Raw genomic sequence first — 23,079 nt, 5'->3', positions numbered from 1 at the left:
CCGGCCCGCTAACACCAAAACGGGTCCGGTGGGGCAACGTTTATGCAGGTCAGTCGCGGTCTGCGAGAGTTACCTCGACGCCGCCAACCAAGTCGCTGCAGAGGTTGTAGATGAACGATCCGATCGTGACGAGCGCGGTGAACAACACCATGTTCGCCAAACCGATCACTGCGGAATAGCCGAAGACTTGCCCCGCTGTCACCAGTCCGTCGGATCCGCCATCGGACACGATGTCCGTAAAAGCGTTGTTCAGGCGGTCCCAGACGCCCATACCGTCCAAAACGACGTACAGAAGACCGACAGCCACCATCCACACGAAGAAAAGTGAAACCGAGATCACAGAAGTGATCTTGAGCGTGGACCACGGATCGATACGACGAATCTGCACCGTCGCCCGTAAAGGCCCCCCGCCGGACGCAGCCGCAACGGCAGCGACGTGATTTTTGTCACCAACGGCCGCCTGCGGCAGGGGATGCTTCGCCTCGGAGAGGTCCGGCATGTCCTTCGGCAGATCCTTACGGCTGATATGCCGAGTCGGACCGTCGATCGCCGCAGCCTTGGCCCGGGGACCGGCCGGAGCATTTCCGGCCGGTGCGTTGGGCCCCTTCGGCGGGGCAACCGTCTTATTCGCAACCGTCTTATTCGCCACAGTCTTGTCGGCGACGGTCTTGTTCGCGACGGTCTTGTTGTCGACCGCGTTGTTCATGGCCGCGTTGTTCGTGACCTTCGGAGCAGCCGTTCCCGTGACCACCGGCCGAGCCGGCGGCTGCGACGGAGATCCAGGACCTGTTGGCCGCTGGTTCGGCGGACCGACCGGCGGTTTCCCGGCAGCAGGTGCAGGCCCCTTCCGAACATCGGGTCGCGGCGCAGCCGGACGGGTGATGTTGGTCTGGGGTTCGCGCTGCTGCACCCCAGGCTGCTGAGAAACAGGCTGCTGCGTAACAGGCTGCTGCGGACCTGACTGCTGCTGACCACGCTGCCACGGCGGCGCCTGATTACCCCGTGCCTGATTAGCCGGCGCAGGCGCGTCAGGTGCCTTCGGGGCAGCGGGAGCAACCGGTGCACTCTTCCCAGCCGCAGGCTGTGCCGACTTGTCGGCCACAGCCTTGGAATCGGCGGCAGAGCCGCTTGGCTTACCAGCGGCCGGAGGTTTCGAAGCCTCAACGGGAGACTGCGAGCCCCCTGCACCCGCCGGAGCAGCTGGCTGCTCCGGCTTTGGGGGCGTCGAACCGGAAGTGCTCGTGCTCTTCTGGTCACTGCCCGGCTGGTTGGGAGTGCTCACTAGGACTCCTTAGCTCCATCGGCATTGTCTGCACTGTCGGTGTTTGCGGCAGCGATCTCTTCGGGTTCGTCGGCGTTGCGCGCAATTGCGAGCAAGGTGTCGCCTTCGCCGAGGTTCATCAGACGCACGCCCTTGGTCTGGCGTCCGGCCTTACGAACCTGCTTGGCAGCTGTCCTGATGACGCCGCCGCCCGAGGTGATCGCGTACAGCTCGTCGTCGTCGTCGACGATGAGCGCTCCGACCAGAGTGCCACGTTTCTTGTCGTACTGAATGGTGAGTACGCCCTTGCCGCCGCGACCCTGGACCGGGTAGTCCTCCATGCCGGTTCGCTTGGAGTAACCACCGGAAGTGGCGACCAGCAGGAACTTGCCTTCACGGACGACGTTGAGCGAGAGCAGCTCGTCCTCGCCGTTGAAGCGCATGCCCTGGACACCGGACGTTGCGCGACCCATGGGCCGTAGTGCTTCGTCGGTGGCCGAGAAACGGATCGACTGGCCCTGTGCCGAGACGAGAAGCAGATCGTCGTCAGCGGAGCACAGAACAGCTCCGACCAATTCGTCGTCGCCGCGCAGGTTGATGGCAACGATGCCGCCGCTGCGGTTGGAGTCGAAGTCCGTGAGCTTGGACTTCTTGACCAGACCGTTGCGGGTGGCAAGTACCAGGTAAGGCGCGTCGTCGTACGTCTTGATCTGGATGACGGACTGGATGCGCTCGTCCGGCTGGAAGGCCAGCAGGTTGGCGACATGCTGACCTCGAGCGGTGCGGCTGGCCTCGGGCAGTTCGTATGCCTTGGCGCGGTAGACGCGGCCCTTCGTGGTGAAGAACAGCAGCCAGTCGTGCGTCGAGCTGACGAAGAAGTGCGAGACGATGTCGTCCTGCTTGAGGCCGGCACCCTGAACGCCCTTGCCGCCGCGCTTCTGCGAGCGGTACAGGTCGGTCTTGGTGCGCTTGGCGTAGCCGGTCTCGGTGATCGTGACAACAACGTCCTCACGGGCGATGAGGTCTTCGTCGTTGACGTCGCCGTCGGCGGCGATGATGCGAGTACGACGGTCGTCGCCGTACTTGTCGACAATTTCCTTGAGCTCGTCACGAACGATCGCGCGCTGACGCTCAGGCTTGGCCAGAATGTCCTTGTAATCGGCGATTTCGATTTCGATTTCGGCCAATTCGTCGACGATCTTCTGACGCTCGAGGGCGGCCAGACGTCGCAGCTGCATCGCGAGGATCGCGTCGGCCTGAATCTCGTCGACGTCGAGGAGGTTCATCAATCCGGCCCGGGCGACGTCGACGGTCTGCGACGCACGGATCAAGGCGATGACCTCGTCCAAAGCGTCGAGAGCCTTGACCAGACCACGCAAGATGTGAGCGCGCTCTTCGGCCTTACGGAGCAGGTACTGGGTACGACGGACGATGACCTCGAGCTGATGCGTCGTGTACAGACGAATCATCTGGTCGAGGCGCAGTGTGCGCGGCACACCGTCGACGATGGAGAGCATGTTGCAGCCGAAGCTGGTCTGCAGCTGCGTGTGCTTGTACAGGTTGTTCAACACAACCTTGGCAACCGCGTCACGTTTGACGGTGACAACGATGCGCATGCCGACGCGGTCGGAAGACTCGTCGTGAATATCGGAGATGCCGGCGATCTTGGCGTCACGAACCTGATCCGCGATGGAGGTGATCAGGTTGTCCGGGTTGACCTGGTAGGGCAGCTCGGTGATGACAATTGTGGTGCGGCCCTTGGCATCTTCTTCAACCTCGACCACACCGCGCATACGGACGGAGCCGCGACCGGTGGTGTAGGCGTCCTGAATACCCTGGCCGCCCACGATGAGGCCGTGCGTCGGGAAGTCCGGTCCCTTGACCCGCTCCATGACGGCAGCGAGAGTGGATTCCTCGTCGGCTTCGTAGTTCTCGAGTGCCCAGTAGATGGCTTCGGCAACTTCACGCAGGTTGTGCGGCGGAATGTTGGTGGCCATACCGACGGCAATACCGTTGGAGCCGTTGATCAGCAGGTTCGGAACGCGGCTGGGGAGAACCGTCGGTTCCTGCGTCTTACCGTCGTAGTTCGGTGTGAAATCGACTGTGTCGTGGTCGATTTCGCGCAGCATCTCCATGGCGAGCGGCGTGAGACGGCACTCCGTGTAACGCATGGCGGCGGCGCCGTCGTTGCCACGGGAACCGAAGTTGCCCTGACCGTCGACGAGGGGGTACCGCAGCGACCACGGCTGGGCCATACGGACCAGGGTGTCGTAGATCGAGGAGTCGCCGTGGGGGTGGTAATTACCCATGGTCTCGGCGACCGGACGGGCAGACTTCACATATCCGCGATCGGGGCGATTGCCGGTGTCGTACATCGCGTACAGCACGCGGCGGTGCACGGGCTTGAGGCCGTCGCGCACATCCGGCAGAGCGCGACCGACGATGACGCTCATGGCGTAGTCGATGTAGCTGCTCTGCATTTCCTGCTGGATGTCGACCGGTTCGATGCGGTCGTGCTGCGGTCCGTCCGGTGGCAACGTGGTGTCGGTCATGAGTTCACTTTCTTAAGAAGAAGATGGGGGCGAGCCCCTTGTGCGCCTTTGTGGTTGTCGGAGCTACCGGAAAGGCGCACAGGGCCGTAGGCCCTACACGTCGAGGAAACGGACATCCCTGGCATTGCGGATGATGAAGCTGCGCCGGGCCTCGACGTCCTCACCCATCAACACGCTGAACAGTTCGTCGGCGGCAGCGGCATCGTCCAACGTCACCAAGCGCAGAACGCGCACCGTCGGGTCCATCGTGGTTTCCCACAGTTCCTTGGCGTTCATCTCGCCAAGGCCTTTGTAACGCTGGATGCCGTCGTCCTTGTTGATCTTCTTGCCGGATTCGAGACCAGCCTTCACCAAGACGTCGCGCTCACGATCGGAGTACGCGAATTCCGGCTCGCTGCGCTGCCACTTCAGCTTGTACAGCGGCGGCTGGGCCAGGTAGACGTGACCGTGCTCGACCAGCGGGCGCATGAAGCGGAACAGCAGCGTGAGCAGCAGCGTCGCGATGTGCTGACCGTCGACGTCGGCGTCGGCCATGAGCACGATCTTGTGATAACGCAGCTTCGCGATATCGAACTCGTCGTGGATGCCGGTGCCGAAGGCGGTGATCATCGACTGGATTTCGGTGTTCTTCAACGCGCGGTCAAGACGGGCCTTCTCGACGTTGAGGATCTTGCCGCGCAGCGGCAGAATTGCCTGGTACATCGAGTCGCGGCCGGACTTGGCCGAGCCACCTGCCGAGTCACCCTCCACGATGTAGATCTCGGACTTTTCCGGATCGTTGGAGCGGCAGTCCGCAAGCTTGCCTGGCAGGCCACCGAGATCGGTCGCGCTCTTACGGCGAACCAATTCGCGGGCCTTACGGGCAGCGATACGGGCCTGCGCCGACGAGACCGCCTTGTTCACGATGGTCTTGGCGTCAGCGGGGTTGGCCTCTAGCCAGTGCTGAAGATGCTCGTTGCACGCCTTCTGTACAAAGGACTTGACCTCGGTGTTGCCGAGCTTGGTCTTGGTCTGGCCCTCGAACTGCGGCTCACCGACCTTGACCGACACGATGGCTGCGAGACCCTCACGGATGTCGTCACCGTTGAGGTTCTGCTCTTTTTCCTTGAGCAGCTTCTTGTCACGGGCGTACTTGTTGACGACCGTGGTGAGCGCCGCGCGGAAGCCCTCTTCGTGCGTTCCACCCTCATGCGTGTTGATGGTGTTGGCGAAGGTGTGCACGGACTCCGAGTAACCGGAGTTCCACTGCATTGCTACCTCGAGCTCGTGGCCCGTGCCCTTGGCCGTAAATCCGACCACCGAGTTGTGGATGGGGCTCTTGGACTTGTTGATGTGACGGACGTAGTCCTCGAGTCCACCCGGGTAGTGGTAGACGCGGGTCTTGGCCTTGCGCGGAGCGGCAGCAGCCGCTTCCTGCGTCTCGGCTGCCGACTTGGGTGCCTCCGCGACGTCGATCGATTCCTCGTCGACATCGATGACCTCGGCGCGCTCGTCGGTGAGCGTGATCGTCAGACCCTTGTTGAGGAAAGCCATTTCCTGCAGGCGACGCGCAACGGTCTCGAAGTTGTAGCGCGTGGTCTCGAAGATCTCGGGATCCGCCCAGAAGCTGACCGTGGTTCCGGTCTCCTTGGTGGCGGGACCTTGAATCAGCTCGCCGGGCTTGGAATCCGTGTACGTCTGATGCCACTCGTAGCCGTCGACCTTGATGTCGACGTCGAGCCTGGTGGAGAGCGCGTTGACCACCGAGATGCCCACACCGTGCAGACCACCGGAGACTGCATAGGAATCGGAGTCGAACTTGCCACCGGCGTGCAGCTGAGTCAGCACGACCTCGACGGTGGGAACTCCGGACGCGTGCATTCCGACCGGGATGCCACGACCGTCGTCGACGACGCGAATTCCGCCGTCTTCGAGGAGGGTGACCTCGACCTTGGTGGCGTGTCCGGCCATCGCCTCGTCGACAGAGTTGTCGACGACCTCCCAAATCAGGTGGTGCAGGCCGCGCTCACCGGTGGAACCGATGTACATGCCTGGGCGCTTACGTACCGCTTCCAGTCCTTCGAGGACTGTGATGGACGACGCGTTGTAGTCCTTGCTGGAAGTGCTTGTATCTGACTTCTGGGCAGCCACGGGTTGGTAGCTCTCCTTCTCCGTCAATACTCGAGCGCAGCCGTCAGCAAGCCCTTGCGGGTGTCGTCGGAGCGGGTTCGAGAATGTTGCCGCTAGTTACCGGAGACCATCTTACTGGTAAGCACCGACAGGAACCGCCCAATGACACCCCTGGCTGCGCCACAGGCGAATTATTTTGGTCCTGGGAGGGTGAATCGCTAGGACGTTTGCTTCTCCCGGCGACGCTCTCTCAGGCTCGCAATAAAGGCCTGCGCATGTTCGGCAACCTCGCCGGCGTGTGAAATCGGCGACCAGTGACCGGCCGCAATTTCGGTTCGCCGCAGGTCGGAGACCCATTTTTCTGTATCTTCGAAGCCCACCGGGCGAACTGCCTTGTCGTACTTGTTCAGGATCAACTGAACGGGAACGTCCGTGTACCGTTCACGCGGTTTGCCCAGAGCAGGCCGAATATTTGCTCGGTACAACTTGAGACCGTTAACCATGTCGTCGGCAATTGTCGGCGCGGTCACCACCGATTTCGGGTCGAGACCGTCGAAAAATCCCAGAAACGCCGGCCAGTGCTTGGAAAACCACAGCCGCAACGGCACCGTGCACAGACCTGGAATCTGAAACAGCACCGTGTACGCCGACGCCACAGCTTGCGCGGCCGGACCGCGGAACCGCCGCTTGGACGCACTGGAACGGATCCATTTACCGAGATGGTCGAGATTCGGTCCCGATATGGAACTGAAGGATGCGATCTTTTCCTCGGCGCCCGGCTCGCAGACGGCCTCCCAGGTTTCGACGGATCCCCAGTCATGAGCAACGACGTGAACCGGCTCGTTCGGACTGACGGCGTCGATCACGGCAAACAGATCACCGGCCATCGCACTGAGTTGGTAGTCCTGCACTCGCGACGGGATCGTGCTCTCGCCGGCCCCACGGCTGTCGTAGGTGACAACACGGAAATTGTCGGCCAGCAGCGCCGCGACGCGGTTCCACAGTTCGTGAGTGTCCGGCCACCCGTGAACGAGGACGATCGTCTCACCGTCCACCGGGCCCTGCTCGAATACGGCAAGGCTGACGGCACCGTTGGTGACGCTGCGTGCATTTACGGCGTGGAGAGGCGCGTGCTTGGTCATCTGCAGACCCTTCGTAGGTGAGTAGAACTAGAGATCGAGTACCAGTCGTCCGCCGTCGGAACGCGACACACAAATCAGCATCTCGTTTTCGCGTTCGGCATCGGTCAGTCGGTTTTCGCGGTGATCCGGAGTGCCGGCGAGGACCTTCACCCGGCAGGTCCCGCAGAAGCCTTGCTGGCACGAGTAGCCGACACCGGGCAGGGTTTTCCGGACAACGTCGAGTGCCGACTGGTCGGCATTCACGGTCAACACTTCACCGGAGCTGACCAATTGAACTTCGAACGGGACCCCGCCAACTACCGGCGGAGCTCCAAATCTTTCGAAATGCAAAGCCGTGGAGGAGGTTTCACGAAAACTCGTGCGCACTGCGTCGAGCATGGGCGTCGGGCCGCAGCAATACACGGCTCCACCTTCCGGAGCCTTCTCCAGAAGATCTGTGGCAGTGGGTAATCCGAATTCATCGTCAGGCCGCACGAATACTCGTTCCGGTTCCCAGGTAGCGATCTCCTCGAGGAACGGCATGGACTCGCGGGAGCGGCCCGAGTACACGAAGTGCCAGTCCATTCCCAATTCCCTTGCAGCCCGCACCATTGCAATGATCGGAGTAATTCCGATACCACCGGCAATGAAGAGTGCACCACCCTCGCCGACAAAGGGAAACCCGTTCCGCGGACCACGAACTGTCACGCGCTCGCCTGGTTGCAGTGCATGCATTTCGACGGAACCACCACCACCATCGGGAATTCGGCGCACAGCGACGGTATATCCCCAGCGATCAGCGGGGTCACCGCAGAGCGAATACTGTCGACGCAAACCGGAAGGCAAATGGAAATCCAGATGAGAGCCGGGCTGCCACGGGGGAAGCGGCGAGCCGTCTGCAGACTCGAAGCGCAGGCGGACAACATTGTCGTCTGTTGCCACCACTTCACGGGTACTGACCACCATGTTCAGCGCGGTATCCGGGTTGTGACCGGCGATCTTCGGGTTGTAGTCATAGGCCGTCAGAACGCGAAGGTACTTGTCCGCCAACAACTCTGTGATCCGCATAGCCCGATCGGGGCGACCGCGGCCCGCGAGATCTGGCGGCGCCGGATGCCGCGGAAGACCGTCGTGCCCGATCAGGACGTCCTTGATCCTGGCGATCGACGGAATCACCGTGCCGCCGCCTGCGCGGCCGGCGAGGATGCCAGGTACTTCACTGCCTGAGCCGTCGAGCCTTCTTTGCCGGGGTGATACGACTTGGAGAAGTACGTCGACATCCGCTTGACCAGTTCGAAACTGGTGGGGACGGTGCCGCGCTTGCCGGCTGCCACAAAATCCGACAAGTGAGGGCGACGCCGACTCGGCGCCTGGTTGGCAAGTTCGGGATCGTTGCGCATCAGGAATCGGGTTCCGCGGATCCACAACCACACGATGACGGGCGTGACCATGATCTGAGTGCGGATACGGCGGGTTTCACGCTTGTCGAAGTAGCGCATCACGTCGTACGCGACGGAGCGGTGTTCGACTTCCTCGGCTCCGTGCCAACGAAGCAGGTCGAGCATCGTCGGGTGCATACCGGCCCGATCCAGACCGTCGGCGTTGAGAACCCAATCACCGAGAAACGCTGTGATGTGTTCGATGGCTGCGATGATCGCAAGACGCTCGACCAGGTGATTCTCGGCTCGCAAGCCTGTCAGGGGACGGGGTCCGAGCAGTTTCGAGAAAGCCCATTCCATCTGCTGCGTGTACGGCGTCGGATCAAGTCCGTTTTCTTTCAGATGGACCAGCACACCGGTGTGAGCACCGGCGTGCATGGCTTCCTGGCCGATGAAGCCGACAACGTCGTCACGAAGTTTCTCGTCCTCGATGAGAGGGAGTGCTTCCTTGAACGTTTCGACAAACCACTCTTCACCGGCCGGGAGCAGCAGATGCAGCACGTTGAGTACGTGAGTACTGAACGGGTCACCCGGAATCCAGTGCATCGGCAGGTCGGACCAGTCGAATTCGACATTGCGTGCCTGCAACAAGATGTGATCAGGCTCGGCATGTACCTTGCTCGGCATCTGACTACCCCTTCATGCTCTGTGACACAGTTCACCCAGAACTAGGGTAACTGTAACATGAAGTAATAGGTACAACCAGGCCTTGCTCAGCCGTACGTATCGCGAGGTCCGCGGCCTTTGACGTGCCTTTCGCCCTTACGCCAACTGGGCGCGCTCGGCCCGGTAATCCGTAGTGTCTTCACGACGCCGTCACCCACAGCCACTGCGATTTTCGCGAGAATCTGGGACTGCATCATCCGCAACTGAGTCGCCCAGGCCGTCGACTCCGCCGAGATGCTCAGAACCCCTTCACGAAGGGAAATGGGCTCGGCGTGCGCCGAGATGTCTTCACCGACAACCTGCGGCCACCGGCCGAGAACCGTCCCTTCGGACACTCTCGGGGACCAGCCGCGTGATTTGGATACCGCGCTGGTCAGTGCACCGAACGGTTGTGGGTCGCGGGCATCGGGGCCGGGGCCGGACCACCCTCCGCGTCGACGCGGCCTACCGCTACCGAACTTGGGCGACGACCGGCCCTGGCCGACAGCTTTGCCATTGGCCTTAGCCGCAGCGCGGGCCTCCTCGAGGGCTCGGCGAGCCAAATCGATACCCCGAAGTTCGGGCTCTTTTTCGTCAGTCACGATTCTCGACCCCCTCGGACAAGTCCGTCGTCGCAGACCAGTCTTTCGAGACTATCCGTGAAATACGACCTTCGGGTGTTTCCGATGCTTCGACGCCGAACTTGGCTGCCTCGAGTTCGTCCGGAACGTCCTCCGGAACTGCGGCGGTGACAATGACCTGTTCAGCGGTGGCGGCGACCGCAGCCAACGCACGGCGACGGCGCCGATCCAATTCCGCAAAAACGTCGTCGAGCAGCAATACGGGGTCACTGCCTTCTGTTCGCAGCAACGCAAACCCCGCTAGCCGCAGCGACAACGCAAACGACCACGATTCCCCATGACTGGCAAAACCCTTTGCGGGGCTGTCCCCGAGAATCAACTCGAGGTCGTCACGGTGCGGACCGACCAGACATACACCCCGATCAATTTCCTTGGTTCGCATCACCGACAGTTCGTGATGGAAACGCTCCTCGAGGTACGCGACGTCGTCGATTCCGGGAATCCTTGTGGGATCGGTGAATTCAGGATCCAAGGACATTCCGAGGCTGCTGCGGTATCGCATCGACGCTGGCCTCGATTCCGGCGCTATCGAGCGATACGATTCGGCAAGGTGCGGAGCGAGATCGTGAACCAACTCGAGGCGTCCGGCCAACAATTGTGCGCCGTGCGCCGCCAAATGCCCGTCCCACACCTCGAGGGTGGAGAGAACATTCTCGCCGCTACCGGAACCGCGTCGTAGTGCCCCGCCCGCCGTTTTCAGCAGCGCTGAGCGTTGACGTAACACCTTGTCGTAATCCGCACGTACAGCGGCCATTCGAGGGATGCGGAACGTCAACAATTCGTCGAGATATCGCCGGCGGTCACCAGGATCACCGCGAACCAACGACAGATCCTCCGGCGCAAACATCACGGACTGAAGGATGCCGAGTACTTCGCGGGGACGCCGCGCCGGCGACTGATTTATCCTGGCGCGGTTGGACTTTCCCTCGATCAGCTCGACGTCGATGGTGAGTTCACGACCGGAATTGACCACCGTTGCACCGGCAAAAGCGCTAGCGGAACCGTTGCGAATCATCGGGGCATCAGAAGAAACCCGATGAGAAGACAGCGTCGACAAGTAGCCGAGCGACTCGAGGATGTTGGTTTTACCGTGCCCGTTGGAACCGAGGAACACAGTGGTTCCCGGTACCAGATCGAGTGTCAGGGAATCCCACGAACGGAAGTCCCGCAACGAGAATCTACGAACGAACACTCATGCCGCCCAACAGCAATTATCAGCCTGGAAGTCGAACCGGCATCAGCAGGTAGGTGTATTCGCTCGAGGGCGCAGCGAAGTTACCCGACTCGTCCGGTGTCGGATCTTCGTCGGTAGCCGGACGCAGAACTGCGGGACGGCTGGGCGTCGTGAAGCCGAACAGGACGTTCTCGCTGTGCAGCGAGTTCAGTCCATCCGTGAGGTATCCGGGGTTGAACGCAATGGTCAACGGCTCACCCTGGAACGTTGCGTTGAGAGTTTCCTCAGCGCGGCCGGCGTCGTCGCCACCAGCGGAGAGCAGCAGTCCCTCGGAAGAGAACTGCAAACGCACCTGAGCGCCACGCTCTGCCACGAGAGCTACACGCTTGATGGCTTCGATCAGTGGAACAACCTCGACGGTTGCCATAGCCGTGTGCTGCGCCGGCAGAAGCTGGCGGAACTTCGGGAACTCGGCATCGAGGAGGCGAGTCGTTGTGCGACGGCCGTCGTTGACGATACCGAGGAGGCCGTCGTTGCCGATGCTCGAGCCGGAACCGAGAGCCAGCTCGACCGGTGAACTTGCGTTTCCGGCAAGCGTTTTCGCGGATTCGGACAGGGTCTTTGCCGGGATGAGAACCGCAGCCTCGACATCGGGGTTTGCCGGCATCCATTCGAGCTCACGGACAGCAAGACGGAAACGGTCGGTCGCAGCCAGAACAATGGAATTCTGGGCGATCTCGACGCGAATACCGGTCAACATCGGCAGGGTGTCATCTTTACCGGCTGCGATGGCAACCTGACTGATCGCTTCGGAGAACAGATCTACCGGGATGGAACCCGACTGCTGCGGAAGCGTCGGAAGCTGCGGGTAGTCCTCGACCGGCATCGTCGGCAGGGAGAACTTTGCGCTTCCGCACGAGATCAGAACGCGAGTGCCCTCGAGGGTGACATCGACAGGCTTGTTGGGCAAGGACTTGGTGATGTCGGCAAGGAGGCGACCGGAAACCAGGACCTGACCGACAGTGGTGACATCTGCGGAAACGCGAACCTGAGCGGATACCTCGTAGTCGAAGCCGGAGACCGTGAGTCCCTGTTCGGTTGCATCGAGAAGAACGCCACCGAGAACGGGAACCGGCGGCCTCGAGGGGAGGCTACGGGCAACCCATGCAACTGAATCTGCGAACTCTTCCCGGGATACGCGAAACTTCAGGCTTCCAAGCTCCATCGCCGGGTAATTCCTCTCGGTAGGCATGTTCTGGTGACAGCAAGTCTGGCACAGACGTCAGATGACAAGTTTGGCACAACGGGGTGCGACGCCAACCGTATGCCCTCGAGGGGCGATCAGGAAAGCCGAGACGGGGACGAGCGAGGCCCGTTCCGAGGTTCCTCACAGGAGTTGTCCACAAATCTACTTTTAAAGAGCTTTTCCTAGAAATTTCTCAGTAGTAGTAATAAGTCCTGTGCAATCTGTGGAGTAACGGTTGTCGATGCAGGTCTGCCCCCTCGAGGGCTTGTGGACTTCTCGAGGACAGACTCGAGGAGCGATCAGGCCCCTCTGTGCACAGACAAGAAGTTTTCGGATTACTCCTCGAGATCTCCACAGACTTTCGAAGTTATCCACACAGTTATCCCCAGATGTGAATACTTTCCAGAAGAAACGAAAGGTTTAACTAAATCGGCGTGTCGAACCCTGGCGTGTCGTGGGTTTGGAGGAATGACACGCCCTCGAGGGACGCAGTCGACACAGCGGTGCCCCCTCGAGGGAAGGACTTTCCCCCTCGAGGGGGCACCGGTAAAAATGCAGGTCAGCGCTTGGAACGCTGCTTGATCCGAGCCGTCAGCTCTTGTACCTGGTCGTACACCTTGCGACGTTCGGTCATTTCCTTACGGATCTTCTTGTCCGCGTACATGACCGTGGTGTGGTCACGCCCGAACGTCTGACCGATCTTCGGCAATGACAAATCCGTCAGCTCACGGCACAGATACATAGAGATCTGGCGTGCCTGAGCGAGCGGACGGGCCTTACCCGGCCCGCAGAGGTCGTCGATCGACATATTGAAGTATTCGGCCGTCACGGCCATGATCGTCGCCGCATTGATCTCGAGGCTCGACGAATCAGGCATCAGGTCCCGAAGGACAACTTCCGCCAACGTGAGATCCAACGGCTGCCGGTTGAGCGAGGCAAACGCGGTGACACGAATCAACGCGCCCTCGAGCTCGCGGATGTTGCGCTCGATCCGGCTGGCGATCAGCTCGAGGACGTCGTGCGGCACCTCGAGGCGATCCATCCGCGCCTTCTTGCTCAAGATCGCGATACGCGTCTCGAGTTCCGGCGGCTGAACGTCGGTGATCAGGCCCCATTCGAATCGCGTTCGCAGACGCTCCTCGAGGGTTGCCAACTGCTTGGGCGGCCGGTCGGAGGAGACGACGATCTGTTTGTTCGCGTTGTGCAAGGTGTTGAAGGTGTGGAAGAACTCTTCCTGGATACCTTCCTTGCCTTCGATGAACTGGATGTCGTCGACGAGGAGGACGTCCGTCTCGCGGTAGCGGCGCTTGAATGCCACCTTGCGGTCGTCGCGAAGACTGTTGATGAAGTCGTTCGTGAATTCTTCCGTGGAGACGTACTTCACGCGCATACCGGGAAAGAGCCGTTGCGCATAGTGGCCGGCCGCGTGCAGCAGATGCGTCTTGCCGAGCCCGGACGCGCCCCAGATGAAGAGAGGGTTGTAGGCCCGGGCGGGCGCCTCCGCGATCGCGACCGCGGCGGCGTGAGCAAATCGGTTGGACGAACCGATGACAAACGTGTCGAACGTGTACTTCGCGTTGAGGCTGTTTGCACCGGAATTCGACGAGGATGGCGTCGACGGCGGTTTCGTGAAGTACGACGGCCACGATTCGTGAACGCTCGCCAATGCTTCCCGGTCGTCGTCGACCTCTTCGCTCTCGGCGGTCTCGGAGTCGGATGGTTCTCCGTCGCCTTCGGTGAATCGGCGTCGACGGTAGGCGCCGGAACTGCTGACCGATTCGAACTGCCGGCTTCCTGTGCGCTCTTCCGGTTCTGCCGAATCTTCGTCGGGAGGAGCGATACGGACGCCGAGGCCCTCGACCTGTCCACCGAGATGTCGTCCGAGTGCTTGCAGAATCGGTTCGCGCAGATCGCGCTCGATGGTCTCCTGAGCGAAGGACGACGGAACCGAGAGGAGTGCAAATCCTTGCGCGAGTGTGAGTGGTCTCACCAGGCGGACGAATGCCTTCTGCTTACTACTCAGTATCGGAAGATCGTTCCCGGGGTCATCACTCGTGAGTTCTGCAACCACGTCGACCCAGGCACGTTCGAGCGCGTTGGGATCGTCGTTCACGTGGTTCCTTCCGTGTTTCACCGACAGCGAGTTCGCTGGCGCTACCGAGCACGTTGCTGCGGCATGGATGTTCGGTGGTGGGGATGTGCGCTGGTGTGACACTTTTGTTATGTCTGTTGGTGTGTCTGCCACCTGAGGTGAGAAACCTCGTAACAGCCTACGAATATGCCACCTGAACTGTGTTTCCACACAATTATCCACAGATGTGGACAAACGTGCACCGAGTCGGTTTATTTGTGGGATTTTTCCTGAGAATCCGACCCGAAGTCGATCTACCTGGCCTTTTGATGTAACTCGAGGCGTTGGACACTCGGCGGTAGCCGTGCGTTGATACTCACAGCCCTGTGGATGAATGCCAAAACTTGGGTTTCCGCGTCGCAACCTGACCCCCGGACCGAACGTGCAGATGAGGCCTTGTCGAGTGCTTCTCTGCCGGAATTGCGTACACCGGGTTTTGTATGCTCTGAGCACCGTTGCGAAAATGTTGCCAAGGTCACACTCGGTGCCTCGCTCGAGGTCAACGACCTATGCACATCCGGGTTCGAAAATCGGGGATTCGAGGACATTCGGCGTGTCGCTTCTGCTTCGGAGGAGTGCCCGCCGAATGCGCTGGTTTGACCTTGGCAACGGTGGTAAGTAACCTCGAACAGTCACCCGCTGGTGGTGATCGTTTCGTGCTGACTACATATGTCGGGTCGGAAGGATTATCCAAGCCGCTTGCCGGGTGGAGAAGACCGTTAGATCCAAGGCGCTCAGGTGGCGCCGATCAATTAGAGGGCGCCGGGAGGCGCCAATGAACTTCGAGGAGTGTTGACCGTGGCCAAGGGCAAGCGGACGTTCCAGCCGAATAATCGCCGCCGCGCGCGTGTTCACGGCTTCCGTCTTCGTATGCGTACCCGTGCGGGTCGTGCAATCGTTTCGGCGCGTCGCCGTAAGGGCCGCGATTCCCTGACAGCCTGATCTGATTCTGAGATCAGGAGCTCGGGGTGTTGCCTGAGCCGTACCGGTTGCGCCGCCACTCGGATTTTTCCGTGGCGGTGCGACGTGGTCGTCGTATGGGAAGACGCGACCTTGTCGTGCACGCGTTTAATCGCGAGCAGGTAGAGGCGTTGGTAGTAACAAATCACGGTCCCCGATTCGGGCTGATCGTGAGCAAGGCTGTCGGGCCGGCGGTGATTCGACATCGAGTCGCGCGCCGGCTTCGTCATATATGTGCAGACCTCGCACAACAGGTTTCACCGGAAACCGATGTGGTTATTCGTGCACTTCCAGGTAGCGCGAGCGCCAGTTCCGATGAGTTGGCCAAGCAGTTGCGCGCAGGTCTGGGCAAAATGAATCTATTGGTGTCGGTAAGTGAAGAGCCATGAGTACTCCGCTCGATGAGCAGATCGAAACTCCCCAAGCCTCCCGTTTTCTGACGGTTTTGAAGGCTGTGCGTCGCGCTCCCGCCACTGTTCTCATCTTCTGTATCGAGTTGTACCGGACGTATGTGTCGCCCCTGCGGATGCCGACCTGCCGGTTCACCCCCACGTGTAGCGAGTATGCGGTGGATGCCCTCCGTACGCACGGGGCGATCAAAGGCCTTTTCTTGACTGTGGTGCGGTTGGCGAAGTGTGCCCCCTGGCATTCTGGAGGGTGGGACCCCGTTCCGCCCCGTCGTGGCCGTGATGCGGGTTGCCGCCACCGCGGTCCTATGGACGAACAGAGGAGTACTTAGAGCCGTGCTCAATTTCATTTACTATCCGGTCTCCGCGATTCTGTGGGTCTGGCACAAGGTCTTCGGCTTTGTGTTCGGCGCAGACAGCGGTTTCGCCTGGGCACTCGCAGTGGTGTTCCTGGTGTTTACGCTGCGTGCGGTTCTGTACAAGCCGTTCGTGAAGCAGGTCCGCACCACCAGACAGATGCAGGAACTGCAGCCGCAGATCAAGGCTCTGCAGAAGAAGTACTCAGGTGACCGTCAGCGTCAAGCTGTCGAGATGCAGAAGCTCCAGAAAGAGCACGGATTCAACCCGATCATGGGTTGCCTCCCGGTCTTGGCTCAGGCACCCGTCTTCATCGGCCTGTTCCACGTTCTACGTTCGTTCAACCGAACCGGAACCGGTATGGGTCAGCTGGGTATGGATCCCGCTACGAACGCCAGCACGCCTAACTACGTGTTCAGCGCTGCGGACGTGCAATCCTTCCTGGACGCACGTCTGTTCGGTGCACCGATCTCGGCTGCGATCACCACCCCCGTCGCACAGCTTCAGGCTTACGTCACCGAGAACGTTCCCGAGTTGCCGTCACGACTGAACATCATCCTGGTTGCAGCTCCGCTGATGATCATCGCGAGCATTGCTACGCACTTCAACTCCCGCGCATCCGTCGCCCGCCAGTCCGAAGCTGCCGCAGCGAATCCACAGTCCGCGATCATGAACAAGCTCGCGCTCTACGTTTTCCCGCTCGGTGTTCTGGTCGGTGGACCGTTCCTGCCTATCGCAATTCTTCTGTACTGGGTTGCCAACAACATCTGGACCTACGGCCAGCAGCACCTCGTCTTCCGCAAGATCGATGCCGAAGAAGAAGAGAAGAAGCAAGAAGCGATCTCACGTCGAAACGACAATGCTCCCAAGCCCGGTGCTCGCCCGAATCCCGCCAAGAAAAAGGGATCTCCGGCAGCACTGAGTGCGACGGAATCATCAGACGAATCCGAGTTGCCCGAGGTATCTCTCAACAAGGCCGACAAGCCAGCGACCAAGCCCACCGGCTCGGGGGGTGGCGGCGCTTCGTCGAAACCGAAACAGAACCGGCCACAGAGCAATCGCGGTAACTCCCCCAAGCGCAATAAGCGGCGCTGATCGAGGAAAGAGAACGACCAATGTCCAGTGATGCTGACACCGCTTTGGATGGAGAAAACGCAGACGTGAGCACTGAAATCGCTGCGCCCGTTACCGACGTCGACGTCGAAGATTCAGACATCGACGATTCTGACGACGACCTGATCGAAGAAGGCGAAATCGCCGGCGATTACCTCGAGCAGTTGCTCGATGTACTCGACTTCGACGGTGATATCGACCTGGACGTCGAGGGCGATCGCGCGATCGTCAGCATCGACGGCGGGGACGATCTGACCAAGCTGGTTGGCCGTAAGGGCGAGGTTCTAGACGCTCTCCAGGAATTGACCCGCCTTGCCGTCCAGCAGTCCACAGGCGAACGTAGCCGCTTGATGCTCGACATCGCCGGGTGGCGTGCCGGCCGTCGTGAAGCACTCAGTGCCCTCGGTGCCGAGGCTGCTGCACGTGTTCTCGAAACCGGTGAGCGTGAAGAACTGGCGCCGATGACGCCGTTCGAACGCAAGATCGTGCACGACGCCGTCGCCAAGGTGAAGGGCGTATCGAGCGAAAGTGAGGGCGCTGAGCCGTCACGTCGAGTGGTTGTTCTAAAGGACTGACACTCCCCCAGCAGTACGAGAATGCGAGCCCCGGATTCGATCCGGGGTTCGCATTCTTTTTGCATTTTCCGGCAATCGGTTTCACGTGAAACGGTCGCGAAAACGGCACCCTCTTCTGGTATCTCGTGAACGATCACCTCGTTGCCGATACCCGTCACCACGGCAACGAAGGTTACAGTCCGTGTGTCGATCCCGACGAGCCAACTGACCGAGACACCTCGTTGGGGGGACACTTGGCGGTAGATCGCTGTACAACCGTCGATGATTGCTTTCGGATACGACGCCTAGGTGTACCCGGCCAGGACGTTGGTAGCGGGCGTGTCGGCTTGATGTGAAGAGAACCTCCGGTTGGGGTGTGGCTTGTGGAAGGCCCACTTCCCACCGGAGGTTCTCGTGTCCCACGGTAATGCCCGCACCACGTATCTCGGGAGAATGCTCATCGTCGAACGCCACCGGGACGGCTGGCCCAAGGCCCATATCGCCAGCGCGATGGGGGTTTCCCGTAAATGTGTGTCCACTTGGGTGGACCGCTTCGCGGCCGAGGGTGAGGCGGGATTGTACGATCGGTCCTCTCGTCCGCACATGATGCCGACCCGAACCGCGGCCACAGTCGAGACGCGGATCGTCGAACTACGCATGCGTGAACGACGCGGACCGGACTGGCTCGCAGCGGAACTCGGGGCGCCGGCCCGCGCCGTCTCCCGCGTCCTGCGACGACACCAGGTGCCGTATCTGGCCGACTGCGACCCGTTGACCGGTGAGGTCATCCGCTCGTCGAAGACCACCGTGGTGCGCTACGAACGTCAGCGCCCCGGCGAGCTGGTGCACATGGACGTCAAGAAGCTCGGCCGGATCCCCGACGGCGGCGGATGGCGTGCCCGCGGCCGCGAGCACCGGGAGCGGGACTACTCGACGAAGGTTGGATTCGACTACGTTCACTCGCTCGTCGACGACCATTCCAGGCTCGCCTACTCGGAGGTCCTGCCGGACGAGAAAGGCGCCACCTGTGCGGGTTTCCTGATCCGCGTGATCGACTACTTCGCCGGCAACGGGATCACCAGGATCGAACGGCTGATGACCGACAACGCCTGGGCCTACCGGTGGTCATTGCGTGCGGTCTGCGCCGAGCACGGCATCCGTCAGAAGTTCATCAAACCGCACTGCCCATGGCAGAACGGCAAGGTCGAACGACTGAACCGCACCCTGCAGGCCGAGTGGGCCTACCGGCAGGTGTTCACCAGCAACGCCGAGCGCACCGCCGCGCTTGCGCCCTGGATCGAGTACTACAACACTCGACGCCGTCACAGCGCACTCGGAGGCCTGCCGCCGATCAGCCGGCTGTCACCAACCTGATGGCCGGGTACACCTAGGCCGTGTCGATGATTGCTTGCCTGACGACGTCGAGATCGATCAGGTCATCTTCGGGACCGATCTGTGACGGCAGAAAGCTCGTTAGGGCGAACGGTATTCGAATCACAGTTGGTTTCGGCGGAGGTACCGGCGGAGGGCTGTCGCTGTAGTCGACGTCCCATATGAGCGCGCCTTCCTCGAAGGTCGGAAGCAGGCCGGAATGTTCGGTGCCCGATTCGACACTGATCCGAACCGAATCGACATAGTCCGTCAACGACGCCGATACAGGATTGCAGTCATCAGCGACCTCCCAGCCGAACTCGCGAACGAAACCTTGTTGCTGACCCCCGCGGGTGTCGACGTATAACAGGTCGCCGGATCCGTTCTCTGCGAACGGAAGATAAGTATCGAGGAACATGTGCGCGACTTCCCGGCTTGTTGCTGCCGAGCGACCTGAATCCAGTCGTCGCCGAGTCCTTCAGTGTCATGGAGTGTTTCCGGATCTCGGCAGTATTTATGGTTGGCGAAGAATTCGTCGAGACCGAGCAATCCGAAGTTCGGGAACAGGCTGCCGATTAAGTCCCCTCCCCCAGTCGGCTGTTCCTGGCCGTCATGAAGTGAGTAGAACCCGCACCCACGTACGTGAGCCATGAGTCGGTAAGTGTCATTTTCAGAATGTCTGGGGCGGGATGAATGCGCCGGATGGTTTCACGTGAAACGCCTCACCTCAAGTTCAATGAATTGGACAATTTCCGGGACGAAATTCTCCCATATAGGAACCCTGCTTAGTTTCGTCACTGTGATGATACTGCTCGAAGGGATCTCTCTTTGAATGAGCATGTTTCACGTGAAACCTGGCGCGACTGCGAATGAGTTGGCAGACTCACAGCGAGTCGACGCGTAGAAGTGAACACTTGTCGGCGATAACACGGATAATAACTTTGGTCTTGATTGTTGATTTCGCGGTATACGCGGGAGGATGTTTCACGTGGAACAAAATGGTGCGGCGTCGGTTGACTGGGATGAACAAGCGACTGCGCGCGCTGTGTTCGGCGATCGATACGACATTGCAGAACGCTACTACCAATCTCTGGCAACGGACGGTGTTGAGCGTGGGCTCATCGGACCTCGCGAGGTGCCGCGACTCTGGGAACGTCACTTGCTCAACTGTGCTGTCATTGGTGAGTTGATCGCCGAAGGTGAGTCTGTTGTCGACGTAGGAAGTGGAGCCGGGTTGCCGGGTATCCCTCTCGCAATCGCGCGGCCGGACCTCAAAGTCACTCTGGTCGAACCGCTTCTACGACGGTCTGTGTACCTCGCCGAGTTCATCGAATCCAACGGATTGGATGTTCTGGTGGTCCGCGGGCGCGCCGAAGAATCTGGCGTAGTGAAGGAAGCGGGCGGCGCCGACGTAGTGACGTCGCGTGCTGTTGCGCCGCTGGAAAAGCTGGCCCGTTGGTCACTCCCCCTCATTCACGAGCACGGTCGGATGCTTGCGCTGAAGGGTTCGAGCGCTGCGGAAGAGATCGAGCGTGACCGAACCGCGTTGACCAAACTCGGCGCGGGCAAGTTCGAAATACTCGAGTGTGGATCCAAATTTCTCCGGACACCCACAGTCGTGGTCAAGGCCGAGCGTCTCCCCAAACGGCGTCAGCGATGACGAAGGAAGTACACATGATGAGAGCACGCAGTGGTCGATTCGCAATCGAAGGAGCAGTCAATGTCGGGTCGATCTGAAGCCGTGGTTTCACCGGAAATTGTTACTACGTCCGAAACCGCTCCGTCGCCGGAGACCGCTGTTTCACGTGAAACAGCAACACCGCAGCCGAGCGTGAACGCGGATCCGGTGATCAATGACGACGAGAATTTCACGGCTCCCTATTCCGAGATCTCCTCGGAAGAGACTCCGATCGGCGCTGCCGCGCATCGCGCAAGCCAGGTGCTGCACCCGCACTCGGTGACCCTGCCCAAGCCCGCTTTCCGTCGGGTAATCACGATTGCCAACCAGAAGGGTGGCGTCGGCAAGACAACAACAACCGTCAACCTCGCTTCTGCGCTCGCCCTTCAAGGGCTTACCGTCCTCGTGGTCGATTTGGACCCTCAGGGCAACGCCAGCACCGCTCTGGGCGTCGTTCACACCTCGGGTACCCCTTCGAGCTATGAGCTCCTCATCGGCGAAGTGAAGGCCGTTGACGCGGTTCAGACAAGCCCGCACAGTGAACGGCTTCTCTGCATCCCCGCGACAATCGACTTGGCCGGCGCCGAGATCGAACTGGTGTCGATGGTGGCTCGCGAGAATCGTCTCAAGGGCGCGCTGAACGACAAGGTGCTCGCGGAGCTGGACGTGGACTTCGTCCTCATCGACTGCCCGCCGTCTCTCGGCCTTCTGACCGTCAACGCGATGGTCGCGGCCAAGGAAGTTCTGATCCCGATTCAGTGCGAGTACTACGCTCTCGAGGGTGTCGGCCAGTTGCTGCGAAACATCGAATTGGTGCAGGCACACCTGAATCCCGATCTGCATGTCTCGACCGTTCTCCTGACGATGTACGACGGCCGCACCAAGCTCGCCGACCAGGTGGCAGAAGAGGTGCGTAAGCACTTCGGCGACACCGTTCTCCGGGCTGTGATTCCCCGAAGCGTCAAGGTTTCCGAAGCTCCGGGCTACGGCATGACCGTTCTCGATTACGACCCGGGTTCACGCGGGGCGATGAGTTACCTCGATGCCGGCCGCGAATTGGCCGGACGCTCTGTCACCACTACGACGCAGGAGCAGTGAGATGAGCCAGGCACGTAAAGGCGGATTGGGCCGCGGCCTTGCCGCACTGATTCCTACCGGTCCGGCCACTGCACCCGGACTGGGGGCGGCAGCAGCGGATCTCATCATCGGCGGCGAAGTGGGAAGCGGTGACATCGGAAGCCGTGAAAACGGCGGCGAGAAGGCCAACCCCTCCCCTCCCCCACCGAAGACAGCGGCCCCCAAAACCGCAAAATCCAAAGCTGGCGCCGCAAAGACTGCAGTGCCGACCGCGGATGAACTCGAGTCTGAACTGACATCCGCTGGCGCTGTCTACCTCGAGATCGAACCGAGTCTGATCGAGACCAACCCGAAGCAGCCGCGTCACGTTTTCGACGAAGAAGCACTTGCGGAGTTGGTGCATTCCATCCGTGAGTTCGGTTTGATGCAGCCGATCGTGGTTCGCCGCAACGGTGACAAGTACCAACTTGTCATGGGTGAGCGCCGCTGGCGCGCGAGTCAGGAAGCCGGCCTCGAGAAGATTCCGGCGATCATTCGTGAGACCGACGACAACTCGATGTTGCGTGATGCGCTCCTCGAGAACATTCACCGTGTTCAGTTGAATCCCCTCGAGGAGGCTGCCGCGTATCAGCAGTTGCTCGAAGAATTCGAAGTGACGCACGAGGAATTGGCGAACCGTATCGGTCGCTCGCGCCCCGTCGTGACCAACATGATCCGTCTGCTGAAGCTGCCGGTGGCTGTCCAACGACGCGTCGCTGCTGGCGTCCTGTCGGCCGGGCATGCTCGTGCATTGCTCTCCCTCGAGGCGGGTGCCGACGCTCAGGAAGTGATGGCGGCGCGCATCGTGGCGGAAGGAATGTCGGTCCGAGCGACAGAAGAAGCTGTCACTTTGGCCAACCGCGCAGACAGTGAGATCGCTCCCCCACAGAAGCGGAAGCCGATCGTGATGCCGGGTCTGCAGGATGTGGCGGAGCGGTTGTCCGACTCGTTCGACACCCGCGTGACGGTCAGTTTGGGTAAGCGGAAGGGCAAAATTGTGGTCGAGTTCGGCTCGGTGGATGACCTTCAGCGCATCGTGGGCATGATGGAAGCGCAGAAATCGAACAAGTGACGAAACATCGACATCCATCCATACCAGCTAGTTTCGTCACTGTGACAAAATGTTGATGCTGAGCGGTTCCTGGAAGTGAAATACTTTGAACCGCAACAGTTTTGATGTGGCGGGTGCAGCGGCAGCGCAGAC

At 60.6% G+C, this 23,079-nt stretch carries 20 protein-coding genes; 9 read left to right on the top strand and 11 right to left on the bottom strand.

What is annotated here, in order from left to right; translation table 11 throughout:
• Positions 1-49: 49 nt before the first annotated feature.
• The 10 genes from CJ178_RS20750 to dnaA form a co-directional block, all read right to left on the bottom strand.
• Positions 50-1,282 (bottom strand): DUF3566 domain-containing protein, encoded by a 1,233-nt coding sequence (locus tag CJ178_RS20750; protein ID WP_179300788.1) that lies wholly within the window; start codon positions 1,280-1,282, stop codon positions 50-52.
• Positions 1,282-3,813 (bottom strand): DNA gyrase subunit A, encoded by a 2,532-nt coding sequence (gene gyrA / locus CJ178_RS20745; protein WP_033235313.1) that lies wholly within the window; start codon positions 3,811-3,813, stop codon positions 1,282-1,284. Before gyrA ends, CJ178_RS20750 begins: the two co-directional genes overlap by 1 nt.
• Positions 3,814-3,906: 93 nt before the next feature.
• Complete coding sequence (gene gyrB, locus CJ178_RS20740) at positions 3,907-5,943, bottom strand: DNA topoisomerase (ATP-hydrolyzing) subunit B (protein WP_033235312.1); 2,037 nt, start codon at positions 5,941-5,943, stop codon at positions 3,907-3,909.
• Between the two features lie 197 nt (positions 5,944-6,140).
• Positions 6,141-7,064 carry an alpha/beta fold hydrolase gene (locus CJ178_RS20735; protein WP_095887549.1) on the bottom strand — a complete coding sequence of 308 codons (924 nt, stop codon included), beginning with the start codon at positions 7,062-7,064 and terminating at the stop codon, positions 6,141-6,143.
• A 27-nt stretch (positions 7,065-7,091) separates the two neighbouring features.
• Complete coding sequence (locus CJ178_RS20730) at positions 7,092-8,111, bottom strand: PDR/VanB family oxidoreductase (protein WP_373557485.1); 1,020 nt, start codon at positions 8,109-8,111, stop codon at positions 7,092-7,094.
• 104 nt (positions 8,112-8,215) lie between these two features.
• A complete protein-coding gene (locus CJ178_RS20725) occupies positions 8,216-9,109 on the bottom strand; it encodes a metal-dependent hydrolase (RefSeq protein WP_045066069.1) in 894 nt (297 codons plus the stop codon).
• A gap of 86 nt (positions 9,110-9,195) precedes the next feature.
• Positions 9,196-9,729 carry a DUF721 family protein gene (locus tag CJ178_RS20720; protein WP_033235309.1) on the bottom strand — a complete coding sequence of 178 codons (534 nt, stop codon included), beginning with the start codon at positions 9,727-9,729 and terminating at the stop codon, positions 9,196-9,198.
• Positions 9,722-10,960: a DNA replication/repair protein RecF gene (recF, locus tag CJ178_RS20715; RefSeq protein WP_095887548.1), complete on the bottom strand. Its 1,239-nt coding sequence runs from the start codon at positions 10,958-10,960 to the stop codon at positions 9,722-9,724. The genes CJ178_RS20720 and recF overlap by 8 nt, the downstream gene beginning before the upstream one ends.
• Positions 10,961-10,982: 22 nt before the next feature.
• The gene (dnaN, locus tag CJ178_RS20710; RefSeq protein WP_033235307.1) at positions 10,983-12,167 is read right to left on the bottom strand and encodes a DNA polymerase III subunit beta; all 1,185 of its coding nucleotides are present in this window, start codon (positions 12,165-12,167) and stop codon (positions 10,983-10,985) included.
• 580 nt (positions 12,168-12,747) lie between these two features.
• Positions 12,748-14,301, bottom strand: a complete 1,554-nt coding sequence (gene dnaA, locus CJ178_RS20705) for a chromosomal replication initiator protein DnaA (RefSeq protein ID WP_033235306.1) — start codon at positions 14,299-14,301, stop codon at positions 12,748-12,750.
• A gap of 816 nt (positions 14,302-15,117) precedes the next feature.
• On the opposite strand from dnaA, the gene rpmH reads away from it, so the two are divergent.
• The 6 genes from rpmH (at position 15,118) to CJ178_RS20670 (ending at position 19,084) form a co-directional block, all read left to right on the top strand.
• The gene (gene rpmH, locus CJ178_RS20695) at positions 15,118-15,261 is read left to right on the top strand and encodes a 50S ribosomal protein L34 (RefSeq protein WP_003942540.1); all 144 of its coding nucleotides are present in this window, start codon (positions 15,118-15,120) and stop codon (positions 15,259-15,261) included.
• A gap of 26 nt (positions 15,262-15,287) precedes the next feature.
• Positions 15,288-15,668: a ribonuclease P protein component gene (gene rnpA / locus CJ178_RS20690; RefSeq protein ID WP_092805317.1), complete on the top strand. Its 381-nt coding sequence runs from the start codon at positions 15,288-15,290 to the stop codon at positions 15,666-15,668.
• Positions 15,665-16,018, top strand: coding sequence for a membrane protein insertion efficiency factor YidD (yidD, locus tag CJ178_RS20685; RefSeq protein ID WP_045066062.1), 354 nt, complete (start codon positions 15,665-15,667; stop codon positions 16,016-16,018). Before rnpA ends, yidD begins: the two co-directional genes overlap by 4 nt.
• Positions 16,019-16,022: 4 nt before the next feature.
• Entirely contained in the window at positions 16,023-17,138 is a 1,116-nt protein-coding gene (gene yidC, locus CJ178_RS20680) for a membrane protein insertase YidC (protein WP_033235304.1), read from the top strand.
• 20 nt (positions 17,139-17,158) lie between these two features.
• Entirely contained in the window at positions 17,159-17,731 is a 573-nt protein-coding gene (locus tag CJ178_RS20675; RefSeq protein ID WP_033235303.1) for a Jag family protein, read from the top strand.
• 393 nt (positions 17,732-18,124) lie between these two features.
• Complete coding sequence (locus CJ178_RS20670; RefSeq protein WP_095887546.1) at positions 18,125-19,084, top strand: IS481 family transposase; 960 nt, start codon at positions 18,125-18,127, stop codon at positions 19,082-19,084.
• 13 nt (positions 19,085-19,097) lie between these two features.
• On the opposite strand, the gene CJ178_RS20665 is transcribed toward CJ178_RS20670, so the two are convergent.
• Positions 19,098-19,499, bottom strand: a complete 402-nt coding sequence (locus CJ178_RS20665; RefSeq protein WP_095887545.1) for an SMI1/KNR4 family protein — start codon at positions 19,497-19,499, stop codon at positions 19,098-19,100.
• A 561-nt stretch (positions 19,500-20,060) separates the two neighbouring features.
• Between CJ178_RS20665 and rsmG the strand changes: the two genes are divergently transcribed.
• From rsmG to CJ178_RS20650, 3 genes are read left to right on the top strand one after another with little or no spacing between them, the layout of a single operon-like run.
• A complete protein-coding gene (gene rsmG / locus CJ178_RS20660; RefSeq protein ID WP_033235301.1) occupies positions 20,061-20,741 on the top strand; it encodes a 16S rRNA (guanine(527)-N(7))-methyltransferase RsmG in 681 nt (226 codons plus the stop codon).
• A gap of 60 nt (positions 20,742-20,801) precedes the next feature.
• Positions 20,802-21,857, top strand: coding sequence for a ParA family protein (locus CJ178_RS20655; protein WP_233363932.1), 1,056 nt, complete (start codon positions 20,802-20,804; stop codon positions 21,855-21,857).
• A gap of 1 nt (position 21,858) precedes the next feature.
• The gene (locus CJ178_RS20650; RefSeq protein ID WP_095887544.1) at positions 21,859-22,947 is read left to right on the top strand and encodes a ParB/RepB/Spo0J family partition protein; all 1,089 of its coding nucleotides are present in this window, start codon (positions 21,859-21,861) and stop codon (positions 22,945-22,947) included.
• Positions 22,948-23,079 lie beyond the last annotated feature (132 nt).

The organism is Rhodococcus sp. ACPA4, assembly GCF_002300185.1.
In the GTDB taxonomy this organism is placed as follows: domain Bacteria; phylum Actinomycetota; class Actinomycetes; order Mycobacteriales; family Mycobacteriaceae; genus Rhodococcus_F; species Rhodococcus_F globerula.
The sequence above is the reverse complement of the archived record's forward strand: the minus strand, read 5'-3'. Positions and strand labels throughout refer to the sequence as shown.

What these genes read in the sequence shown, in the direction of transcription:
- gyrA (WP_033235313.1), bottom strand. Translation starts at nt 3,813, where the DNA reads ATGACCGACACCACGTTGCCACCGGACGGACCGCAGCACGACCGCATC.
- CJ178_RS20735 (WP_095887549.1), bottom strand. Translation starts at nt 7,064, where the DNA reads ATGACCAAGCACGCGCCTCTCCACGCCGTAAATGCACGCAGCGTCACC.
- CJ178_RS20730 (WP_373557485.1), bottom strand. Translation starts at nt 8,111, where the DNA reads ATGCGGATCACAGAGTTGTTGGCGGACAAGTACCTTCGCGTTCTGACG.
- CJ178_RS20725 (WP_045066069.1), bottom strand. Translation starts at nt 9,109, where the DNA reads ATGCCGAGCAAGGTACATGCCGAGCCTGATCACATCTTGTTGCAGGCA.
- dnaN (WP_033235307.1), bottom strand. Translation starts at nt 12,167, where the DNA reads ATGGAGCTTGGAAGCCTGAAGTTTCGCGTATCCCGGGAAGAGTTCGCA.
- yidD (WP_045066062.1), top strand. Translation starts at nt 15,665, where the DNA reads ATGAGTACTCCGCTCGATGAGCAGATCGAAACTCCCCAAGCCTCCCGT.
- CJ178_RS20675 (WP_033235303.1), top strand. Translation starts at nt 17,159, where the DNA reads ATGTCCAGTGATGCTGACACCGCTTTGGATGGAGAAAACGCAGACGTG.
- CJ178_RS20665 (WP_095887545.1), bottom strand. Translation starts at nt 19,499, where the DNA reads ATGTTCCTCGATACTTATCTTCCGTTCGCAGAGAACGGATCCGGCGAC.
- rsmG (WP_033235301.1), top strand. Translation starts at nt 20,061, where the DNA reads ATGTTTCACGTGGAACAAAATGGTGCGGCGTCGGTTGACTGGGATGAA.
- CJ178_RS20655 (WP_233363932.1), top strand. Translation starts at nt 20,802, where the DNA reads ATGTCGGGTCGATCTGAAGCCGTGGTTTCACCGGAAATTGTTACTACG.
- CJ178_RS20650 (WP_095887544.1), top strand. Translation starts at nt 21,859, where the DNA reads ATGAGCCAGGCACGTAAAGGCGGATTGGGCCGCGGCCTTGCCGCACTG.